The organism is Virgibacillus sp. L01, assembly GCF_052246775.1.
GTDB lineage: Bacteria > Bacillota > Bacilli > Bacillales > Amphibacillaceae > Lentibacillus.
In genome coordinates this window covers 17,589-34,573 of sequence record NZ_JBQQCP010000015.1, presented here as the reverse complement: position 1 = coordinate 34,573, position 16,985 = coordinate 17,589, and the positions used below count along the sequence as shown (strand labels likewise).

19 protein-coding genes are annotated in these 16,985 nt (G+C 38.2%); 1 reads left to right on the top strand and 18 read right to left on the bottom strand.

The genetic code is table 11. From position 1 onward, the window contains the following. Window positions 1-623: 623 nt before the first annotated feature. From spoVG to metG, 12 genes are all read right to left on the bottom strand, one after another. Complete coding sequence (spoVG, locus tag ACTWQM_RS19250; RefSeq protein WP_092506310.1) at window positions 624-914, bottom strand: septation regulator SpoVG; 291 nt, start codon at window positions 912-914, stop codon at window positions 624-626. A 151-nt stretch (window positions 915-1,065) separates the two neighbouring features. Next, window positions 1,066-1,878, bottom strand: coding sequence for a pur operon repressor (purR, locus tag ACTWQM_RS19245; RefSeq protein ID WP_443259760.1), 813 nt, complete (start codon window positions 1,876-1,878; stop codon window positions 1,066-1,068). 66 nt (window positions 1,879-1,944) lie between these two features. Further along, window positions 1,945-2,802 (bottom strand): 4-(cytidine 5'-diphospho)-2-C-methyl-D-erythritol kinase, encoded by an 858-nt coding sequence (ispE, locus tag ACTWQM_RS19240; RefSeq protein WP_443259759.1) that lies wholly within the window; start codon window positions 2,800-2,802, stop codon window positions 1,945-1,947. A gap of 201 nt (window positions 2,803-3,003) precedes the next feature. Next, on the bottom strand, window positions 3,004-3,186 hold the full coding sequence (locus ACTWQM_RS19235) for a small, acid-soluble spore protein, alpha/beta type (RefSeq protein ID WP_443259758.1): 183 nt from the start codon (window positions 3,184-3,186) through the stop codon (window positions 3,004-3,006). 103 nt (window positions 3,187-3,289) lie between these two features. Further along, window positions 3,290-3,646, bottom strand: coding sequence for an SCP2 sterol-binding domain-containing protein (locus ACTWQM_RS19230; protein WP_443259757.1), 357 nt, complete (start codon window positions 3,644-3,646; stop codon window positions 3,290-3,292). A 268-nt stretch (window positions 3,647-3,914) separates the two neighbouring features. Then, entirely contained in the window at window positions 3,915-4,175 is a 261-nt protein-coding gene (gene veg / locus ACTWQM_RS19225; protein ID WP_443259756.1) for a biofilm formation stimulator Veg, read from the bottom strand. Between the two features lie 284 nt (window positions 4,176-4,459). After that, the gene (gene yabG, locus ACTWQM_RS19220; protein ID WP_443259755.1) at window positions 4,460-5,332 is read right to left on the bottom strand and encodes a sporulation peptidase YabG; all 873 of its coding nucleotides are present in this window, start codon (window positions 5,330-5,332) and stop codon (window positions 4,460-4,462) included. Between the two features lie 549 nt (window positions 5,333-5,881). Further along, on the bottom strand, window positions 5,882-6,763 hold the full coding sequence (gene rsmA / locus ACTWQM_RS19215) for a 16S rRNA (adenine(1518)-N(6)/adenine(1519)-N(6))-dimethyltransferase RsmA (RefSeq protein ID WP_443259754.1): 882 nt from the start codon (window positions 6,761-6,763) through the stop codon (window positions 5,882-5,884). Further along, the gene (gene rnmV, locus ACTWQM_RS19210; RefSeq protein WP_443259753.1) at window positions 6,753-7,319 is read right to left on the bottom strand and encodes a ribonuclease M5; all 567 of its coding nucleotides are present in this window, start codon (window positions 7,317-7,319) and stop codon (window positions 6,753-6,755) included. The genes rsmA and rnmV overlap by 11 nt, the downstream gene beginning before the upstream one ends. A 69-nt stretch (window positions 7,320-7,388) precedes the next feature. Further along, window positions 7,389-8,585, bottom strand: coding sequence for a ubiquitin-like domain-containing protein (locus ACTWQM_RS19205; protein ID WP_443259752.1), 1,197 nt, complete (start codon window positions 8,583-8,585; stop codon window positions 7,389-7,391). Window positions 8,586-8,817: 232 nt separating this feature from the next. After that, entirely contained in the window at window positions 8,818-9,600 is a 783-nt protein-coding gene (locus tag ACTWQM_RS19200) for a TatD family hydrolase (RefSeq protein ID WP_443259751.1), read from the bottom strand. Between the two features lie 126 nt (window positions 9,601-9,726). Next, complete coding sequence (gene metG / locus ACTWQM_RS19195; protein ID WP_443259750.1) at window positions 9,727-11,685, bottom strand: methionine--tRNA ligase; 1,959 nt, start codon at window positions 11,683-11,685, stop codon at window positions 9,727-9,729. A 349-nt stretch (window positions 11,686-12,034) separates the two neighbouring features. Here metG and ACTWQM_RS19190 point away from each other — a divergent pair, with 349 nt between their 5' ends. After that, entirely contained in the window at window positions 12,035-12,310 is a 276-nt protein-coding gene (locus tag ACTWQM_RS19190; protein WP_443259749.1) for an AbrB/MazE/SpoVT family DNA-binding domain-containing protein, read from the top strand. A gap of 536 nt (window positions 12,311-12,846) precedes the next feature. Here ACTWQM_RS19190 and rsmI read toward each other — a convergent pair. The 6 genes from rsmI to holB all read right to left on the bottom strand — a co-directional run bounded on the left by rsmI (window position 12,847) and on the right by holB (window position 16,977). Next, a complete protein-coding gene (rsmI, locus tag ACTWQM_RS19185) occupies window positions 12,847-13,725 on the bottom strand; it encodes a 16S rRNA (cytidine(1402)-2'-O)-methyltransferase (protein ID WP_443259748.1) in 879 nt (292 codons plus the stop codon). Beyond that, the gene (locus ACTWQM_RS19180; RefSeq protein WP_443259747.1) at window positions 13,703-13,996 is read right to left on the bottom strand and encodes a GIY-YIG nuclease family protein; all 294 of its coding nucleotides are present in this window, start codon (window positions 13,994-13,996) and stop codon (window positions 13,703-13,705) included. The genes rsmI and ACTWQM_RS19180 overlap by 23 nt, the downstream gene beginning before the upstream one ends. After that, complete coding sequence (locus tag ACTWQM_RS19175; RefSeq protein WP_443259746.1) at window positions 13,983-14,729, bottom strand: tRNA1(Val) (adenine(37)-N6)-methyltransferase; 747 nt, start codon at window positions 14,727-14,729, stop codon at window positions 13,983-13,985. Before ACTWQM_RS19175 ends, ACTWQM_RS19180 begins: the two co-directional genes overlap by 14 nt. Before the next feature lie 70 nt (window positions 14,730-14,799). Continuing rightward, a complete protein-coding gene (yabA, locus tag ACTWQM_RS19170) occupies window positions 14,800-15,144 on the bottom strand; it encodes a DNA replication initiation control protein YabA (protein ID WP_375052662.1) in 345 nt (114 codons plus the stop codon). A 14-nt stretch (window positions 15,145-15,158) separates the two neighbouring features. Continuing rightward, window positions 15,159-15,983, bottom strand: a complete 825-nt coding sequence (locus tag ACTWQM_RS19165) for a PSP1 domain-containing protein (RefSeq protein WP_443259745.1) — start codon at window positions 15,981-15,983, stop codon at window positions 15,159-15,161. A 4-nt stretch (window positions 15,984-15,987) separates the two neighbouring features. After that, a complete protein-coding gene (gene holB, locus ACTWQM_RS19160) occupies window positions 15,988-16,977 on the bottom strand; it encodes a DNA polymerase III subunit delta' (protein ID WP_443259744.1) in 990 nt (329 codons plus the stop codon). Window positions 16,978-16,985 lie beyond the last annotated feature (8 nt).

The following is a 16,985-nucleotide window of genomic DNA, read 5'->3' as shown; positions in this document are numbered from 1 at the left end:
TGCAGCTGGCCGAAAATTTTGGAATAGGAGGGGGCCATGGCCCCCTCCTATTCCAAAATTACTAATATACCCTAAATGTGGTTGAAAATACTGTATTTGTATTTTACACAATATTAAGGACTTGACTTTATTTGCTTGAAAAACCTCGCTTAAAGCTTGGATTCGGATCCTCGTTCCGCTATTTGTCATTTCTGCCTCAAAATTTGCAGATTTTCTGCATTTAGCGGAACGAGGATCCGTCTCACCCTTCCTAGAGCAACTTTTCTGCTATTTAGCGGAATGAGGATCCGCTTGGATTGTTTGGCGGATCCTCAGTTGCAATATCCTGCCAGTTAAGTACAAGCAAAACATAGCCCTATAAAACAGGAACAACATATAGCACTGTAATTCAACGTCGTACATAAATCTTTGTACACTAAAAAGATTATTATTTACAATTATAATTTGGGAGCTTAACCCAAATAAGTTATAACAAAAAACAAGGGTCACGAATCGTAAATTCAAATAGTGTGTTATTTATTGTATTTCCCGATAACTGAACCCGTTAGAAAAATCCACTCTATAGTATGGCAAAAAAAGAAGGCTAACCTAGTTGCAGATTAGACCTCTCGTTGATCATTCTTTTAGGAAGCGCCCGCTTCTTCATATCGCACTTCTTCTTCACCAGCGCGACGGTATTCTTCTAGTACCGCATCCTGTATTTTTGCACGAGTATTGGAATTAATGGGATGCGCAATATCCCTGAATTCACCGTCAGGAGTGCGTTTGGATGGCATAGCTACAAACAATCCATTATTCCCATCGATGACACGGATATCATGGACAACAAACTCCTGATCCAAAGTAATCGATGCAATAGCTCGCATTCTTCCCTCTGTATTAACGCGGCGTAATCTTACGTCAGTTACTTCCATGATGTTTCACCACCTTTTCCCTTTTGAACTTATTATCAATAATTCAACAAAACTATGAGAATTCCTGCTTATTTTTAAAAAAAATTTTAAAAAGACCAAAAAAAGGTTAAAAAATAAAAATCTTCCAATTTATGAAAGATTTTTACTTTTTTCAGGCTTGGAGGTTTCCAGGCAAAACCTCGATATTTTTTTGTTTAATATCCACATTGGTAATTTTCACTAACGATGTATAATTATCTACAACACGTTCGTCTTCCTCATCGTCCGCTTCGGCTAGAACACCGATAGCCTTTACATTTGCATTAAATTCATCTAAAAGGCTAGTCATCCCCGTGATGGTACCACCAGCTTTCATAAAGTCATCAATAATACAAACATTGGCATTGTCCTGCAAACTGCGCTTTGGGAGTACCATCGTTTGAATCTTCCGTGATGATCCGGAAACATAATTGATGCTCACAGATGACCCCTCTGTTACTTTTGGATCCCTTCTGACAATCACAACAGGTACATTAAGAAAAGATGCTACTGCATAGGCAAGTGGAATTCCTTTTGTTGCAACTGTTACCACAACGTTAATTTCCAACTCAGAAAATGCTGAAGCGAGTACTCGTCCGATTTGCTTAACCGTGTTTGGATTACCGAGAATATCACTCATGTATAAATAGCCGCCAGGAAGAATTCTCGCGGGGTCTTCCAATGTATTACAAAGATCTTGGATAAACTGATTGCTGTTTTCTGATGAAAGTTTCGGGACATATCTAACACCACCAGAGGCACCAGGGAGCGTTTGCAAATGACCTATTCCTTCTTCCTGCATAACGCGATCAACAATACCCAAGTCCTCACTTATAGATGATTTGGCTGCATTATATTTAGTGGAGAAAAACGGTAGTGACGTATGTTTCTTAGGATTTTCAAAAAAATAATTTGTTAAGGAGACTAATCGATCACTTCTTTTCATAAATACACCTCTAAAACCGAATAATTTACATCAACTATATCATTATTATACGTATTTAATCAAGTTTCAGCGACGATCAAGTAGCTGCACTATAAAGACTTCATTACAGAATCCCCTTAACCCGTTATAGATACGTTTTGCTTTACTATGGTGTTCGACAAGCCCTGCAACAGTTGGACCACTTCCGCTCATTAGCACACCAGCGGCTCCTGCTTCTACCATTCTTTCCTTAATATGCTGCACATCCGGACAAAACGAAAATGTCACAGTTTCCAATGAATTACCGATATTTGCACATAAGTTCGAGAAACTTTTTTCTTCCAAAGCTCGGATGACTTCGTTTGTATCGGGATGTGAGATTTTTTCCAGATCTACTTTTTGAAAAATACTCCGTGTAGAAATTCCAACATTAGGTTTTGCCAGGATAACAAAACAAGGTGGCGGTGCAGCCAATTCACGAATTTTCTCACCATGGCCGGTACCGAGTGCAGTAGTGCTATAAATACAAAATGGCACATCAGACCCAATGTTTTCCCCTAATTCAGCTAATTCCTCTAAAGTTGCTCCTGCAGACCACATACGGTTAAGTCCACGCAATACAGCAGCAGCATCACTACTGCCGCCACCAAGTCCGGCTGACACGGGTATGTTTTTTTCTATTTCAATTCGAACGCCAAAATTTATCCGGTATTTATTTTTGAAAGCAAGCGCTGCTTTATATGCAAGATTCCGCTCATCATTTGGAACATACTGATTATCAGCAGATACCTCAATCCTATCTCCATCAACCGAATATAGTTCAACACGATCAGCTAAATCTACAGATGTCATTATCATTTCCACCTCATGATATCCATCATCACGCTTACCGAGGACGTCAAGCGACAAATTTATTTTGGCTGGTGCTCTTTCAAATAAAACCATCTCCGTCACCCACTTTATAAAACTAACCAAATTGTATCATATAAAAAAAGCGGAGGCGACTGTACTGTTGACATAGGCACTGTTTCATGTAATTTTGTTGTTGCTCCTTATCCTCTGTCTGATGTATCCGTTTCCCGCCGACGTCATTAGTGAACTTAGCTTATCGCACAGCCTTATGCTTAAAAAATGGCAAACCCTATCTTAGGGTTTGCCATTCTGATTCATACTTTGCTCGGCCATTTCCAGTGCATGTTTCACCATGTTCCCGGCATCTCTTGACTTAATACCGCCCCAGCCTTCTTGTTTTACTGTGTCGTAAAAGCCTAACTCTTTGGCAATTTCTTCTTTCAGTTGGTCTGACATTATCCCGCCACGTCTAGCCATGAAAGAACATCCCCTTTCGTATAAGAGTTTCTTCCCGACATTTATAGGTTATGTATTTATCTGCACAATACTCCAGTTATATGTATACAAAAAAGGAAATAATTTAACTTTCAAATTGGTACTGCTTCAGCATATTTTCTAATTTTAGTGCCAGACTTATATTACCATCGATTTTAAGCTTCCCTGTCATAAATGCTGTCGTACTATTTAAATTTCCAAGCAGAAACTTTTTAAAATGTTTTATTTTCATTTTCAAAATACAGTCTGGATCTTTCTCATTCGTATAATGAACTGTTGCCTTTCCGTCCCTAAACTCCAATTGGTACTTCACATCGTCGCCGTTAATTAAATGAAACTCATAAATTGCATTCGTTTCTTCATAAAGGACTTTATTTACCTGCAGCTGCTGGTCAATCAGTTCCCAAATCTCTTTCACAGATGACTTTTCCAACGATACCATCTCTGTGCTCCCCCTTTTTGAAAATAGAAAACTTAGCTTATCGCCACACCTTTATGGCAATAGCCTGCAGCAGGAAAAATTTATGCATTTGTACTGAATTAAAGATTTAGCGGACACAGGAGCCCTTATTTCCCATATATCTGGTTAATAGAGGGCATTTGTGCCAAATAGTGTCCACAAAGCTTCAAATTGGCATGCGGAAGCTCTAATACGTATTCGGCTGCCATGTTGGTTTCTTCTGATAAAAATATAAGCAGTAAACTTATGTTTACTGCTCTAGCATTAATGCTCTCTCTTCGTTAAAGTTTAATTCTACAGTTTCTGTTAACACGTCTGCATAGCTGTATGAAACACGTTCGAATGAATTCTCATCTTGGTCTAGTTCAACAATGAAAACAGAAGGATATGTTTCCGCCAATATGCCGCATCGTTCAATTGTTTTTCTTCTACCGCCATTGGCTTTGAGTTTTAATCGCTTTCCAATTTGGCATTCAAGACCTTGCTTAATTTCTATTAATGTTTTAGCCACTATACTCCACCTCACTAATATTATAATATCACAAGCTTGTATAATCGTCAAATAAAACATAACATTATAACAGTATCCCTTTTTCTATGTCAACAAGTAAATTCAGCCTCTCTGCCTATTATTTCAAAATGTTAACAAATTATGTATTAATTTTTGTTAGAATACTTTACTTATCGCTGGAAAGCATCCTGACGAAAGTATATTTAGTGATCTTAGAACATTAAACTTAGTAGTTGAAGCTTTAGTAAATTCAATAAGGAAAGCTGATGTCGGCTGCATCAGCTTTACTCTTCGGATTCTTCTTCCGCAATATATGGCATCCCTGTTCTGAGGAGTCCTCTTGTTTCCACTCCACCCATACCTTTCTCGCCAGTTAATGTATTGCGCAATGCATCCCATACACTTACCTTCTCCATAAACGGGGTGTAAGCGATTTTTGCTGCAATGTAGACTGGATCCAAGGCATGAATATTTATCCGTGACGGGGAGCTTGCAAAGTTTGCCCCCGCTCTAATCAGTGACTCAAAGTGAGACTGACACGCACCTGCAAATATTACAAGCTGATCCAAGTTTGGCACTTTCTGCCGTGCTGCACGAACAGTTTCTGCAAAATATTTGGAATGACGATAAGCACGAAGGTCATTTTTGAGACCTTTATTTTTAGAAAAGGCATCATGACCTGTTATGACGATAATATTAGGCTGGATTTTTTCAATTAAAGGGCCAATTTCAAATGGCATCTCTTTCTCGCTTACGTAAACGCCATGAACCTGCAATCCCATTCGCTTATATAAATCTATACATTTTCTTAAATAGGTTTGATCCCCATCTATATGCAGCACCTTTGCCGGCAATTGAAAAAAACTTGATGTGTTTTGATATCCGTTACTTGACTGATAGTCGCGTTTTTCTTTCATTAACTGATAGTCCTGACGAAATAGCCTATAAGAGAATTCTTCCTGTTCTTTTTCTTTCTGTTTTCTTTTTTGTAAATCCCGTTTCTGCACATGCGTTAAATCGTCCAATGAAGCATCCGCAACTAAACGAATATCTTCGCCGTGCACTACTGCAGTATCCTCTGTCAACGATGCAATACGAAATAGTAAATCATGGTTATGTGATATTCGTGTTACTAATTCACCTATTGAAAAGCTCATAAAGCCACCTCACAGCCTTCACTCGGATGAAAGCATTCCTATCCATAGACTATGAAAAAGAGGGCTCTTCTGTGCCTTTAATTAAATAAGGTAAATAATTTAAACAAGGCTGGGACACAACAAAATTCTCTCCTTTAAAGACGAATAATAACAGGATAGGTTGTTTAGAACCTTCATTATCAATGGTTGAATCTAATACGTAGTTGATATAAAATGCGAACTAAAACGGAAAAATGGTTGTGTGACAGCTACACTAGTCCGGGTGAGCGGAGGACGGTGACTCCCTGCGAGAATAGCACGTTCCGAAGACCCAGCAGAGTGACTAAATGAAGGCCGACTAAAACCGTCCTTTGCGGACAACGTCGGGACGAGAGTTTATAGAGATTATTCCAGCAGTTAGTTCGCATTTCAAACCTTATACGAATACAAGCTAACATAAAAATCCGAACTATCTTATGAATGAAGATAGTTCGGATTTTACTTTTACTAAATATTTTTGTCCCAGCCACGTTTCTGTGCGCTATTTTTATTGTTATAAACCTGTTTAAATTAATTTTCTACAACCCGGAAAAATGCATTAGCTAATACTGCAAATTCCTGCATATTCAATGATTCTCCACGCCTTGTTCCATCGATGCCAATCCGTTCAAGTATCGCAGAAATCATTTCTTTGTCGTATGCATCATTAAAATAACGCACGAGATTATTTCGCAATGTTTTCCTTCTTTGTGCAAAACACGCCTGCACAAGTGCAAAAAAGTAATCCTCATCATCTACTTGAACAGGGGGTTCATCCCTGGTTGTCAGCCTTAAGACACTTGAATCAACATTTGGTTGCGGCATGAAAACACTTTTAGGGACATTCATCAATACTTCAGCATTTGTATAATATTGAACAGCAATCGTTAATGAGCCATAGCTCTTATTGTTTGGCTTAGCGGCCATTCGTTCAGCAACCTCTTTTTGGATCATTACAGTGAAACTTGTTACAGGCAATTTATCACGTAACAATTTCGTTAAAATTGGAGTTGTAATATAATACGGTAAGTTTGCCACAACATGAACCGGTTGATCTGGTTTAAGGTGATTTATAATCATTTCAGCAACATTGGCATCCAATATATCCTGGTGTACAACCTGAACATTTTCATATTCTTTTAATGTATCTTCCAAAATAGGAAGTAAGCGCTGATCAATTTCATAGGCGATAACTTTATCAGCATGAATTGCCAACTGCTCCGTCAATGCTCCAATACCTGGGCCAATTTCAATTGCCACGGTTGATTTATCAATTCCAACTTGGTTAATGATATTTTCAAGGATATTTACATCGATTAGAAAGTTTTGTCCCAAGCTTTTTTTAAAGGAAAACCCGTATTTTTTCAATATTTCCTGTGTCCGTTTAGGGGTAGCAATCTTTTTATTTGGCATTATTTTCCTCCTGCAGTACCTGGTTTATCGATTGTTCGAATTGGTCTTTTGATATTTGAAACATGGTAAGACGCTTAAGCAGCTGTTTCCCATTGGTATGTCCTATTTGAAGTAATTCACCAAGACGATCCCTCCTGTAACTAGCTTTTGGACTTCCAATTAACCCAAACGTGATCAGATCTTCCCTGGTAATCTCACTGTCTTCCAGATTTTTCAGTTCATAAACATCCTGTAATGACTTTCGGATTGCTGCGAGTGATGCATGTTCAATCCCAAGGCTTTTGTTAGACTGCTTTGCACGTGCATTATCGCGTGTTAAAAAAGCATGTTTACAGCCAGGAACAGCATTATCAATGATTTGACGAATTCGTTCACCTGGGTAATCAGGATCGGTAAAAATAATAACGCCGCGTTTAGTCTTAGCATGCTGTATTTGATTTAGAATTATGTTATCGATAGCTGATCCATTTGTCTCGATTGTATCTGCCTCAACAGCTTGACGAATTTTAGCTGTATCATCACGACCCTCAACAACAATAACTTCTTTGATCATCAATGTAATCCTCTTTTCAGTAATAAATAATGCTCTTACCACTTTATCATGGTAAGAGCATTTTATCATGTATTAATCAAGAACTTTAACTTTAACATTATATCTGGTCCCAAAGGCTAATGCATCAGCCCTGGTTGGCAAATGGATGTCAACATGGTTACCATTAATTCCACCGCCAGTATCTCCAGCAATCGCAGTTCCATATCCTTCTACCCATACTGTTGATCCTAATGGTATTACACTTGGGTCAACTGAAACGACTTTTTTATTTGGGTTCGCATTTAAATTAATTCCTGTGGCTGTATAACCTGTGCACCCTCTACAATCAGCACTATATGCAGTTACCCGCATCGAATATACTTTCCCACTAGAATTATCACTACTGCTGGATACTGTGACTAATTCTTGTTCTTCTTTCGTACCTAATGCAACAACACGGTTTTCACTTTCCTGCTTTACCTCTTCACTGATAAGCTTGCGTTCAACTTCCTTGCCATTTTCTTTGGTAACTTTAAACTTTTTAACTAGAAGTCCTTCTTTACCTTCTTCAATAACTCGTTTCTTGCCTTTTTCAAGGTTTTTATCTTCCCGTTTTTCAGTTTTGTAAGCAATTTTTTCCTTTACAACATCTGTTTCTTTATCAACTCGAACTACCTTAATGGAGGTATTTTTGGTTACCTCACCGTCTGTTTTTGACTTAACTTTATCTAGCTCACCTAAGGAAATATCGTTTTCTTTTAATACTTGATCGACTGTTCCACCGTTAGTCCAGACTTTCTTATTCTTACCGCCGTCATTAATCGTAATTTGAAAAGCTTTATCGATGGAAAGCTCAAGTCCTTCACTAACAGCATCTTTCTTACCATGTGATAGTTCATCATGTTCCGATAGTGAAAAATTATTTTCCTCTAGGAATTCTCCAACTGTGTCCACCGTCGTATGATAAGTCTGTTCTGTTCCGTCTATCGTAACTGTTACTTCATTTGCTTCTTTGTATGTAATATTCATTTCATCATCTATTTTTGTATCCATATCGTGTGAAAGTTTATCGTGTTTGCTAAAATTAATCCCTAATTCGGCCAGTAGTTCATCTACTGTATTTGCGTGTGTCTTTACTGTTTGCTTTTCACCATTTTCTGTTACTACTACTTCTGCTTTCGTTGCTTCAAACAGTGTAACTCCAGAAAATACAACCAGTGCCAATACACCAATAACAGAAATAACCAGCTTCAATTTAGACGCCGGCAACAGCTTTGAAAAAATTTTCATGCTTTTTGCCTCCTTCTATTGCGACTTTGATTATATTAATACTTGTATGCAAATTCAACGATATTCCGTTTACGGTTTGTTTACATTCAAATTACAAATAATTACCCCTGTATAACAATCACCCTCCATACCCTGGCATGACTTGATTTTTTCACAAAAAAAAGAGACTAACATTAGTGCTAGTCTCAAAAGAATATCCATAATCTTATTGAGTTATTACATTTATATTTCATCAATTTTCATGTTTTTTTTCAATATTAAATAAAGAAAAGGCGTTTTCTGTCGTAATCCGACTGAGTTCATCGAAAGGAACATCCCTTAGTTCAGCAATTTTCTCCGCCACCAATTTAACATATGAGGGCTCATTACGTTTCCCTCTGTTTGGATGTGGTGCAAGGAATGGTGCATCCGTTTCTACCAGTAATCGATCTGAAGGTACTTCTACAGCTACCTCTTTTGGCATTGCCGCATTTTTAAATGTCACCGGCCCTCCAAGTGATATGTGGAAATTCATATCCAGGCATGCTTGTACATAATCAACTGAATCATTATAACAATGCATGATTCCGCCAATTTCCTTCGCGTTTTCTTCCTGTAAAATCCCAATAATATCTTCTGTTGCCTCTCGATTATGAATAATAATTGGCATATTTACTTTTTTAGCTAGTTGAATTTGCTTGCGAAAGACATCCTTTTGAACTTCTTTTGGGGACTTATCCCAATGATAGTCTAAGCCCATCTCTCCTATAGCGACTACTTTTGGATGTGCAGCTAATTCTTCAATCCAAGCTAAATCTTCATCTGTCATATCAACTGCATCTACCGGATGCCAGCCAACCGCTGCATAGATTGTTTCGTATTGTTCAGCAATTTCAAGTGCTGGCGGAATTGTTTCACGGTCAAAGCCGACCACAACCATATATTTCACCCCAGCATCAAATGCCCGCTGGATAGTTTCATCACGATCCTCTGAAAACTGTGTTGCATTCACATGGACATGTGTATCAAATAGCACATAAATCACTCCTTCACTAAAAAAACTAGTCATTCCTTTATTGCACTTGTGCAGTAAGAAAGTATTTATACTTATTTGCTAAATAATAGAAAAGGCCATACTCATTGAGCTGACCTTTTCCTAAAATCACTTCACAACTGAGCCATTTGGCAGTGTTTGTTCAACTGAAGCAAGAACTAACTTCCCTGTATTATCTTCACCACAGAGAATCATTCCTTCTGACATTTCTCCACGCAGTTTAACGGCTTTCAGGTTCGTTACACAGATTACCTTTTTTCCTACTAGATCTTCAGGTTTATAGTGCTCTGCTATACCCGATACTACTTGACGTTTTTCAGTCCCGATATCCAGCTGCAGCTTTAATAGTTTGTCAGCCTTTTTTATCGAATCTGCTTTAAGAACTTCAGCAACACGCATATCAAGCTTCATGAAGTCATCAAACGCAACTTCCTCTTTTTGCTCTGGTTCCTGATTTTCTGCCTTCTTTTCTTCTTGGGCGGGTTTTTGCATCATAGCCTTAATTGTTTCTACTTCTTTTTCTACTTCTAAACGAGGAAAAATCGGTTGTCCTTTATTAACAGGCGTCCCCGCTTTAATTTCCCCATTCAGGTGAACACTATCCCACTCTTTTAGCGAATCATCTGTAACACCTAGCTGTTTGAAAATTTCTGTTGGAGCTTCTGTCAAGAATGGCTGAAGCATAATTGATACTTTACGTAATGATTCAACAAGGTGGGCCATAACATTACCTAAACGATCTTTTTTCGTTTCATCTTTAGCTAATTTCCATGGCTCCGTTTCATCAATATATTTGTTCGTACGACTTATAAGCTGCCACAATGAGGATAACGCAACAGAGAACTGCATATTTTCCATTGAGTCTTCCACTTTCGCAATGGTTTCTTCTTGTAACGTTTCAAGTGATTGTTCAATCTCTGTCTCGGATGCCATGTATGCAGGGATTTCACCATCAAAATATTTATTAATCATCGCAACCGTACGATTTAGTAAGTTTCCAAGATCATTCGCAAGATCATAATTTGTCCGATCCACAAAGCCTTCGGGCGTAAATACACCATCAGATCCAAATGGAACTTCACGTAGTAAATAATAACGCAGTGCATCTAGACCATAACGATCCGTTAGCTTAATCGGATCTACTACGTTCCCTTTTGACTTGGACATTTTACCGTCTTTCATTAAAATCCATCCATGAGAAAAGACTTTCGTCGGCAACGGCAGATCCAACGCCATTAGCATAATTGGCCAATAGATGGTATGGAATCTAACAATTTCCTTACTCATTAAGTGAACATCAGCAGGCCAGAATTTCTGATATAGACCATCATCATCCGTCCCGTAGCCAAGTGCCGTGATATAGTTTGTAAGTGCATCGATCCATACATAAATAACATGTTTCGGATCACCAGGGACCTTTATACCCCAATCAAAAGTAGTCCTGGATACAGCTAAATCCTCTAATCCTGGTTTAATAAAGTTGTTCAGCATTTCATTCTTGCGGCTCTCCGGTTGAATAAATTGCGGATTCTCTTCATAAAATGCAAGAAGTCGGTCAACATACTTACTCATCTTGAAGAAGTATGATTCCTCTTTTACTCTTTCAACAGGGCCACCACAATCCGGGCAATGGCCATCATCCAACTGGCGCTCTGTAAAGAAGGATTCACATGATGTACAATACCACCCTTCATATTCATCCAAATAAATATCACCTTGTTTTAAAAGCTGATCAAATATTTGTGCGACAACTTTTTTATGACGCTCCTCGGTAGTACGAATGAAATCATCGTTTGTTATTTTTAATTTTTTCCAAAGGTCCTGAATACCACTTACAATTTCATCGACATATGCTTGTGGCTCCATATTTTTTTCTTCCGCTTTACGCTGGATTTTTTGCCCGTGCTCATCAGTTCCAGTAAGGTACATTACATCATACCCGCGTAATCGCTTATACCGGGCAATTGCATCACCCGCCACAGTTGAATATGCATGTCCGATATGTAAATTGCCACTTGGATAATAAATTGGTGTGGTTATATAAAATGTTTTTTGCTCTTTTGGCATTATTTCTTACCTCCTCAATCACTAATTCTATTGTAGCGATTTTATCATAAGTTTTCCACTTACGTGATATTAAACCTTTAATACGAACGATTATTGCCAATTTAATCCGCTCTTGTTTAAAAATAACGATACTTAATGGAATAATTAACTAATTATGTAGTTAACCAAATTTTCACAATTTAATCTTAAAATTTGTTGACACTCCTGGCAATGGTTGGTAGTATATATTTAATGTACATGTCGAAACATGCCGAAAAAAATTTATTAAAGTAAGTAATAGAAAAGCTAAACATCACTAAAATTTGGTGATTTGTCATGTTTTTCTATCCGTTAGAGGGGAGAATGGAATTTGAAATCTACAGGAATTGTACGAAAGGTTGACGAACTAGGACGAGTAGTTATTCCAATCGAATTACGCCGTACACTAGATATTCATGTGAAAGACGCTTTGGAAATTTATGTTGATAACGACAAAATTGTGCTACAAAAATACAAGCCAAATATGACTTGTCAGATAACTGGTGATACTTCTGACGAAAACTTTTCATTAGCTAATGGTAAAATTGTTCTAAGTCCTGAAGGGGCACAAGAACTCATCAATGAAATCCAATCACGACTAGATTAGAAAACTTAGCATTCGTTAAAGGGATTCTTATGAAAGCGTATTTTGCTTTCTTAGAACCCCTTATACTCTGGAGTGCAAGCCTTTGGGCGAATTGCCTTAGTTGCACTTATGCAGTAAGAAAGTAGTTATACTTTTCTTATCTGCCAAATAATAGGTGATAAAAGTGGTTGACGCGAATCAAATCGTCAACCACTTTTTTAATGCTGTTTTGTAAAAGTTTGTGGCAATTATCTACAAATTGTGGAGAAAAAACGCAGAACGGTTCGTAAACCTGTTTTTAACAATCGAAGTGGATCCTCGTTCCGCTAAATAGCAGAAAAGGTGCTCTCGGAAGCGTAGAGACGGATCCTCGTTCCGTTAATTACAGAAAATCAGCTAAATTTGACGCAGAAATGCCATATAGCGGAACGAGGATCCGTACCCAAGCTTAAAACGAGTATTTTCAAGGAAATAACGGAATGAGGATCCGCCCAAATCAGTGAACCGGATCTTCATTCCGTTTAAAAATGTATTCTCCAACAACAAGCGAAATTGTGCTAAGTATTATCAACATGAAAAGCCTGATATACATCTCGTTTTGCCATGTTCCTATCAGTCGCAGCACGTTTAATTGCATCCTTACTTGATAGGTGATCTTCGTCTATATAATGTGTTACATGATCAGTAATGGAGAGGTGACTCCACCAAAGCTCATTTTCAGTAATTGATGTCTCACTCGTTCCCTCAACAACCAGACAAATCTCACCTTTAAGCTCTTTTTCTTCAGTCCACAACAAAAGTTCCTCAACTGTTCCACGTGCATACTCTTCAAATTTTTTGGTAAGCTCCCGTGCTACAACTATTTGCCTGTTACCGAGCTGTTCATGCATTACTTTCAGAGTGTCCTTTAATCGATAAGGAGATTCATAAAAAAGTATCGTTGCTTGCAGAGTCTTTATCCGCTCCAGTTCAGCCACTTTATCTTTCTTTTTTCGTGGCAAAAATCCGTAAAAGTGAAATTCCGAAGCGGGTAATCCTGACCCAACTAGCGCACATAATGCTGCATTTGCTCCAGGTAAAACAATGACTGAGTGATCAGCTTCAATCGCTGCTTGTACCAATTCATACCCTGGGTCAGAAATAGCTGGCATACCCGCGTCACTTACAATCGCAACCAGCTCATCATTATCTACACGATCAAGCAGCTGTTTTTCACGACTTTCTTTATTATGTTCGTGATAGCTCACAAGCGGTGTTGATATTTCAAAATGACTGAGCAGTTTTCTCGTGTTTCTTGTATCTTCTGCAGCAATGACAGAAGCACTTTTCAATATTTTTAATGCCCTGAAGGTAATGTCCTCCAAATTTCCAATTGGAGTTGGAACAACGTAAATAGCACCCTGAACCTGTTTGTCAAAGCTTTTCTGTATGTTCATATTGAATCACTTCTTTCAGCTTGTCCCGAATTAGTTGAAATTTCCCCTTACGTGTAAGCTGTTTGACCTGATATTCCTTTTGTAATGCTTCCTCTTTTGTCGAAAATCTTTCCACAAATACAACTTGAAAAGGGCCGCGACCTCGTGTGTACTTAGCACCTTTACCCTGTTCATGCATCACTACCCTATGCTCCAAATCGTTTGTATAACCAGTATATAGTGTATTATCGTTACATTTTAAAATATAAACAGTATGTTCATTGGCGTCCATAAATAATATCCTCTGCTTCCTTCGTATACGTATTATCATCGTTATAAATATATAATGGTGAAAGAGTAGTTAAATCTGCTTTTCCATCTCGGGTCGCCTCAATTAAAAGCATATTCGCATCCCTGCCCCATTTAGGGTAAACAAATTGTATGCGTTTTGGCTCAAGCCTGTATTTACGGAATAACGCAATAATATCCACTAGCCTTCCTGGTCGATGTACCATGGCGACTTTCCCGCCAGGACGCACATGTAACTTGCAAGCCTTAACGACATCTTCCAACGTACAATAGACTTCATGCCGGGCAATCGTTAGGAAGTCATTATTATTGTGCTCGGTTTTTTCTGGGGTAGGAAAATATGGCGGATTACAAGTTACCACATCAAATTTACTGTGCCCTAATTCGGCTTGCATTTCTTTTAAATCACCTTGAATCATCGTAAGTTGGTCACCTAAATCATTCAGTTTAACATTCCGCACTGCCATATCAATTATTCTTTCCTGAATTTCAATACCAATAATCGATGCGTTTGTTCGCCGGGACAGTAAAAGTGGAATAACTCCATTCCCTGTACAAAGATCCAATATATTCCCTTTCTTAATCGGCACATATGTAAAATGTGCAAGCAGAACAGCATCAAGTGAAAAAGAAAACACAGTAGGACTCTGGATAATATGCATATTCTCTTTCGCTAATAAATAATCAAGTCGTTCATCATCATATAATGGCATCATTCTCAACTTCCATCCTTACTATGTTAGAAAAGCTGTCCCTAATGCTAGAGACAGCTATCCAAACTATTTCCTATTTCGTTTTGTTCAGAAATAACAGACAGAACAAACAGTCTTCATCCTGGCGCGGACTTCCAAAATGGACATTACAAATATGAAATCCTTCTTCATACAGTCTCGCCAGATTGTCATAGCCCTCACCAGGAATATCTTTAGAATGGTCCACAATCTCATCTTCCTTAAAATCTTCATCGGTACTTTCTAAACGATTACGTAAATGATGATTCTCCATGGAAAGACGATGATTTTCCTCCAAAAGATCACTCAGCCTGCCTTTTAAATCCCCAAGCTGCTCGTATAACTCACCTATCTGTTTTTCCATATCAGATACCTGATCAAAAATTTCTCGTTTCTTCACGCCTCTTCACCCCACTATTCTGTGGCTTGCGCAATTATTCCTTCATCAATTAGTTCATCTAATGTATATTCAATGACACGTTCCGCTTCAGGCATTTCTATGTGAACGATGCGTTCCAGGATGTTTAGACCAACTACTTTACCAGTACCATATGGTGTGGTAATAGCCTGCCCAATATCAGGTAAATCACGCTTTGCTGTTTCATAATCATCATTTTCATATTTTAAACAGCACATGAGACGGCCACATAAGCCAGAAATTTTTGCAGGGTTTAATGAAAGGTTTTGGTCTTTAGCCATTTTGATAGAGACTGGTTCAAAGTCTCCTAGAAATGTGGAGCAACAGAGCATTCTGCCACAAGGTCCAATTCCACCTAACATTTTTGCCTCGTCACGCACACCAATCTGTCTAAGTTCAATTCGGGTTTTGAACTGCGCAGCAAGATCTTTTACTAAATTACGGAAGTCAACCCGACCGTCTGCCGTAAAATAGAAAATTATCTTATTACGATCAAACGTGAATTCTACCTCCACTAGATTCATATCAAGATCATGCTCGATGATCTTTTCCGTACCTGTTTTAAAGGCTTTATCAGCAAGTTCCTGATTCTCAACAACAGTACGTTTATCTTTTTCATCAGCTATTCGAATGACTTTCTTTAATGGGAGAACAACATCCTCCTCATCGACTTGCTTGTTCGTGATAACGACTTTTCCGAATTCAATACCACGAACCGTTTCCACAACAACATAACTATCTACTTCTATGTTGTTATCTCCTGGATCAAAATAATATATTTTACCCGCTTTTTTAAAACGGACTCCTATAACTTCAATCATTAAATCACCTCTGTATTTGAACGGTAAGTTGTTCCATTACCAGTGTTGGATTGACATTCTGCTTCAATTTGCGTTTAGCATCAAGAAGCTTATTTAGGATGGTCAGCAACTCTTCCTGTGAAAAAAACATCACAAGTCCCTCTACTTTTTCGTCATCCTTCGCAAAGACTACCATTGCTTCTTCTCTGCCGATATGAAAATAAAGTATATCTTTAAAGGCTAGCATTAATAAATCAAGCCCTTGTTCCTGCTGTTTTCTTTCCTTAAAATGTGGCATCCAGTGATTATGAATAAATAAAAAAACCTCATCTGGATTTTTAGAAAACATTTCTATTAATTGTACCATTAGTTTTCGCGACTGCGCAAACCACTCATCTTCATTCAGGGCGATTGCATCATCCAAATTATTTGTCAAAGCGCTCATTAAAGTGGCACTTCTCTCAGACATTCCAGAATCGAGCAGTTGCCTCTGAAAAGCCTGAGGATTCAACGGCTGCAAATCAATCACCTGACAACGTGAGCGAATAGTGGAAATAATCGACTGACTATTTTCGGTCATCATAATTGCCGTAGTCTTTTTACTGGGTTCTTCCAAAAACTTCAGAATGCGGTTTGCCGCGTTTAAGGTTAACGTATCGGCACCTTTAACTACATATACTTTCTGACTGGATTCAACCCCTGAATACGTAAATTCTTTTTGCAGATGTTCAATTTGTTCTTTCTTAATCGATTGTCCCTCAGGTTCAATCCAGTGCAAATCTGGATGATTCCCAGACTCTATACGTTTACACTCATTACATTCCTGGCAAGGTTCCACATCTGATTTATTCATGCAAAAAAGACTTTTTGCGAGTAACAAACCAATTGCTTCCTTCCCTGTTCCTCGTTCGCCTTGAACTAGGTAGGCGTGTGATATGCGGTCTTTTTTTATGCTATTGGTAATAATTTTACTTGCTAATGGCTGGATTTCAGCTGCTTCAGACCACGTTTTCATAATTCCCC

What these genes read in the sequence shown, in the direction of transcription:
- spoVG (WP_092506310.1), bottom strand. Translation starts at nt 914, where the DNA reads ATGGAAGTAACTGACGTAAGATTACGCCGCGTTAATACAGAGGGAAGA.
- purR (WP_443259760.1), bottom strand. Translation starts at nt 1,878, where the DNA reads ATGAAAAGAAGTGATCGATTAGTCTCCTTAACAAATTATTTTTTTGAA.
- ispE (WP_443259759.1), bottom strand. Translation starts at nt 2,802, where the DNA reads ATGGTTTTATTTGAAAGAGCACCAGCCAAAATAAATTTGTCGCTTGAC.
- ACTWQM_RS19235 (WP_443259758.1), bottom strand. Translation starts at nt 3,186, where the DNA reads ATGGCTAGACGTGGCGGGATAATGTCAGACCAACTGAAAGAAGAAATT.
- ACTWQM_RS19230 (WP_443259757.1), bottom strand. Translation starts at nt 3,646, where the DNA reads ATGGTATCGTTGGAAAAGTCATCTGTGAAAGAGATTTGGGAACTGATT.
- yabG (WP_443259755.1), bottom strand. Translation starts at nt 5,332, where the DNA reads ATGAGCTTTTCAATAGGTGAATTAGTAACACGAATATCACATAACCAT.
- rsmA (WP_443259754.1), bottom strand. Translation starts at nt 6,763, where the DNA reads ATGCCAAATAAAAAGATTGCTACCCCTAAACGGACACAGGAAATATTG.
- ACTWQM_RS19205 (WP_443259752.1), bottom strand. Translation starts at nt 8,585, where the DNA reads ATGAAAATTTTTTCAAAGCTGTTGCCGGCGTCTAAATTGAAGCTGGTT.
- metG (WP_443259750.1), bottom strand. Translation starts at nt 11,685, where the DNA reads ATGCCAAAAGAGCAAAAAACATTTTATATAACCACACCAATTTATTAT.
- rsmI (WP_443259748.1), bottom strand. Translation starts at nt 13,725, where the DNA reads ATGAACATACAGAAAAGCTTTGACAAACAGGTTCAGGGTGCTATTTAC.
- ACTWQM_RS19180 (WP_443259747.1), bottom strand. Translation starts at nt 13,996, where the DNA reads ATGGACGCCAATGAACATACTGTTTATATTTTAAAATGTAACGATAAT.
- ACTWQM_RS19175 (WP_443259746.1), bottom strand. Translation starts at nt 14,729, where the DNA reads ATGATGCCATTATATGATGATGAACGACTTGATTATTTATTAGCGAAA.
- ACTWQM_RS19165 (WP_443259745.1), bottom strand. Translation starts at nt 15,983, where the DNA reads ATGATTGAAGTTATAGGAGTCCGTTTTAAAAAAGCGGGTAAAATATAT.
- holB (WP_443259744.1), bottom strand. Translation starts at nt 16,977, where the DNA reads ATGAAAACGTGGTCTGAAGCAGCTGAAATCCAGCCATTAGCAAGTAAA.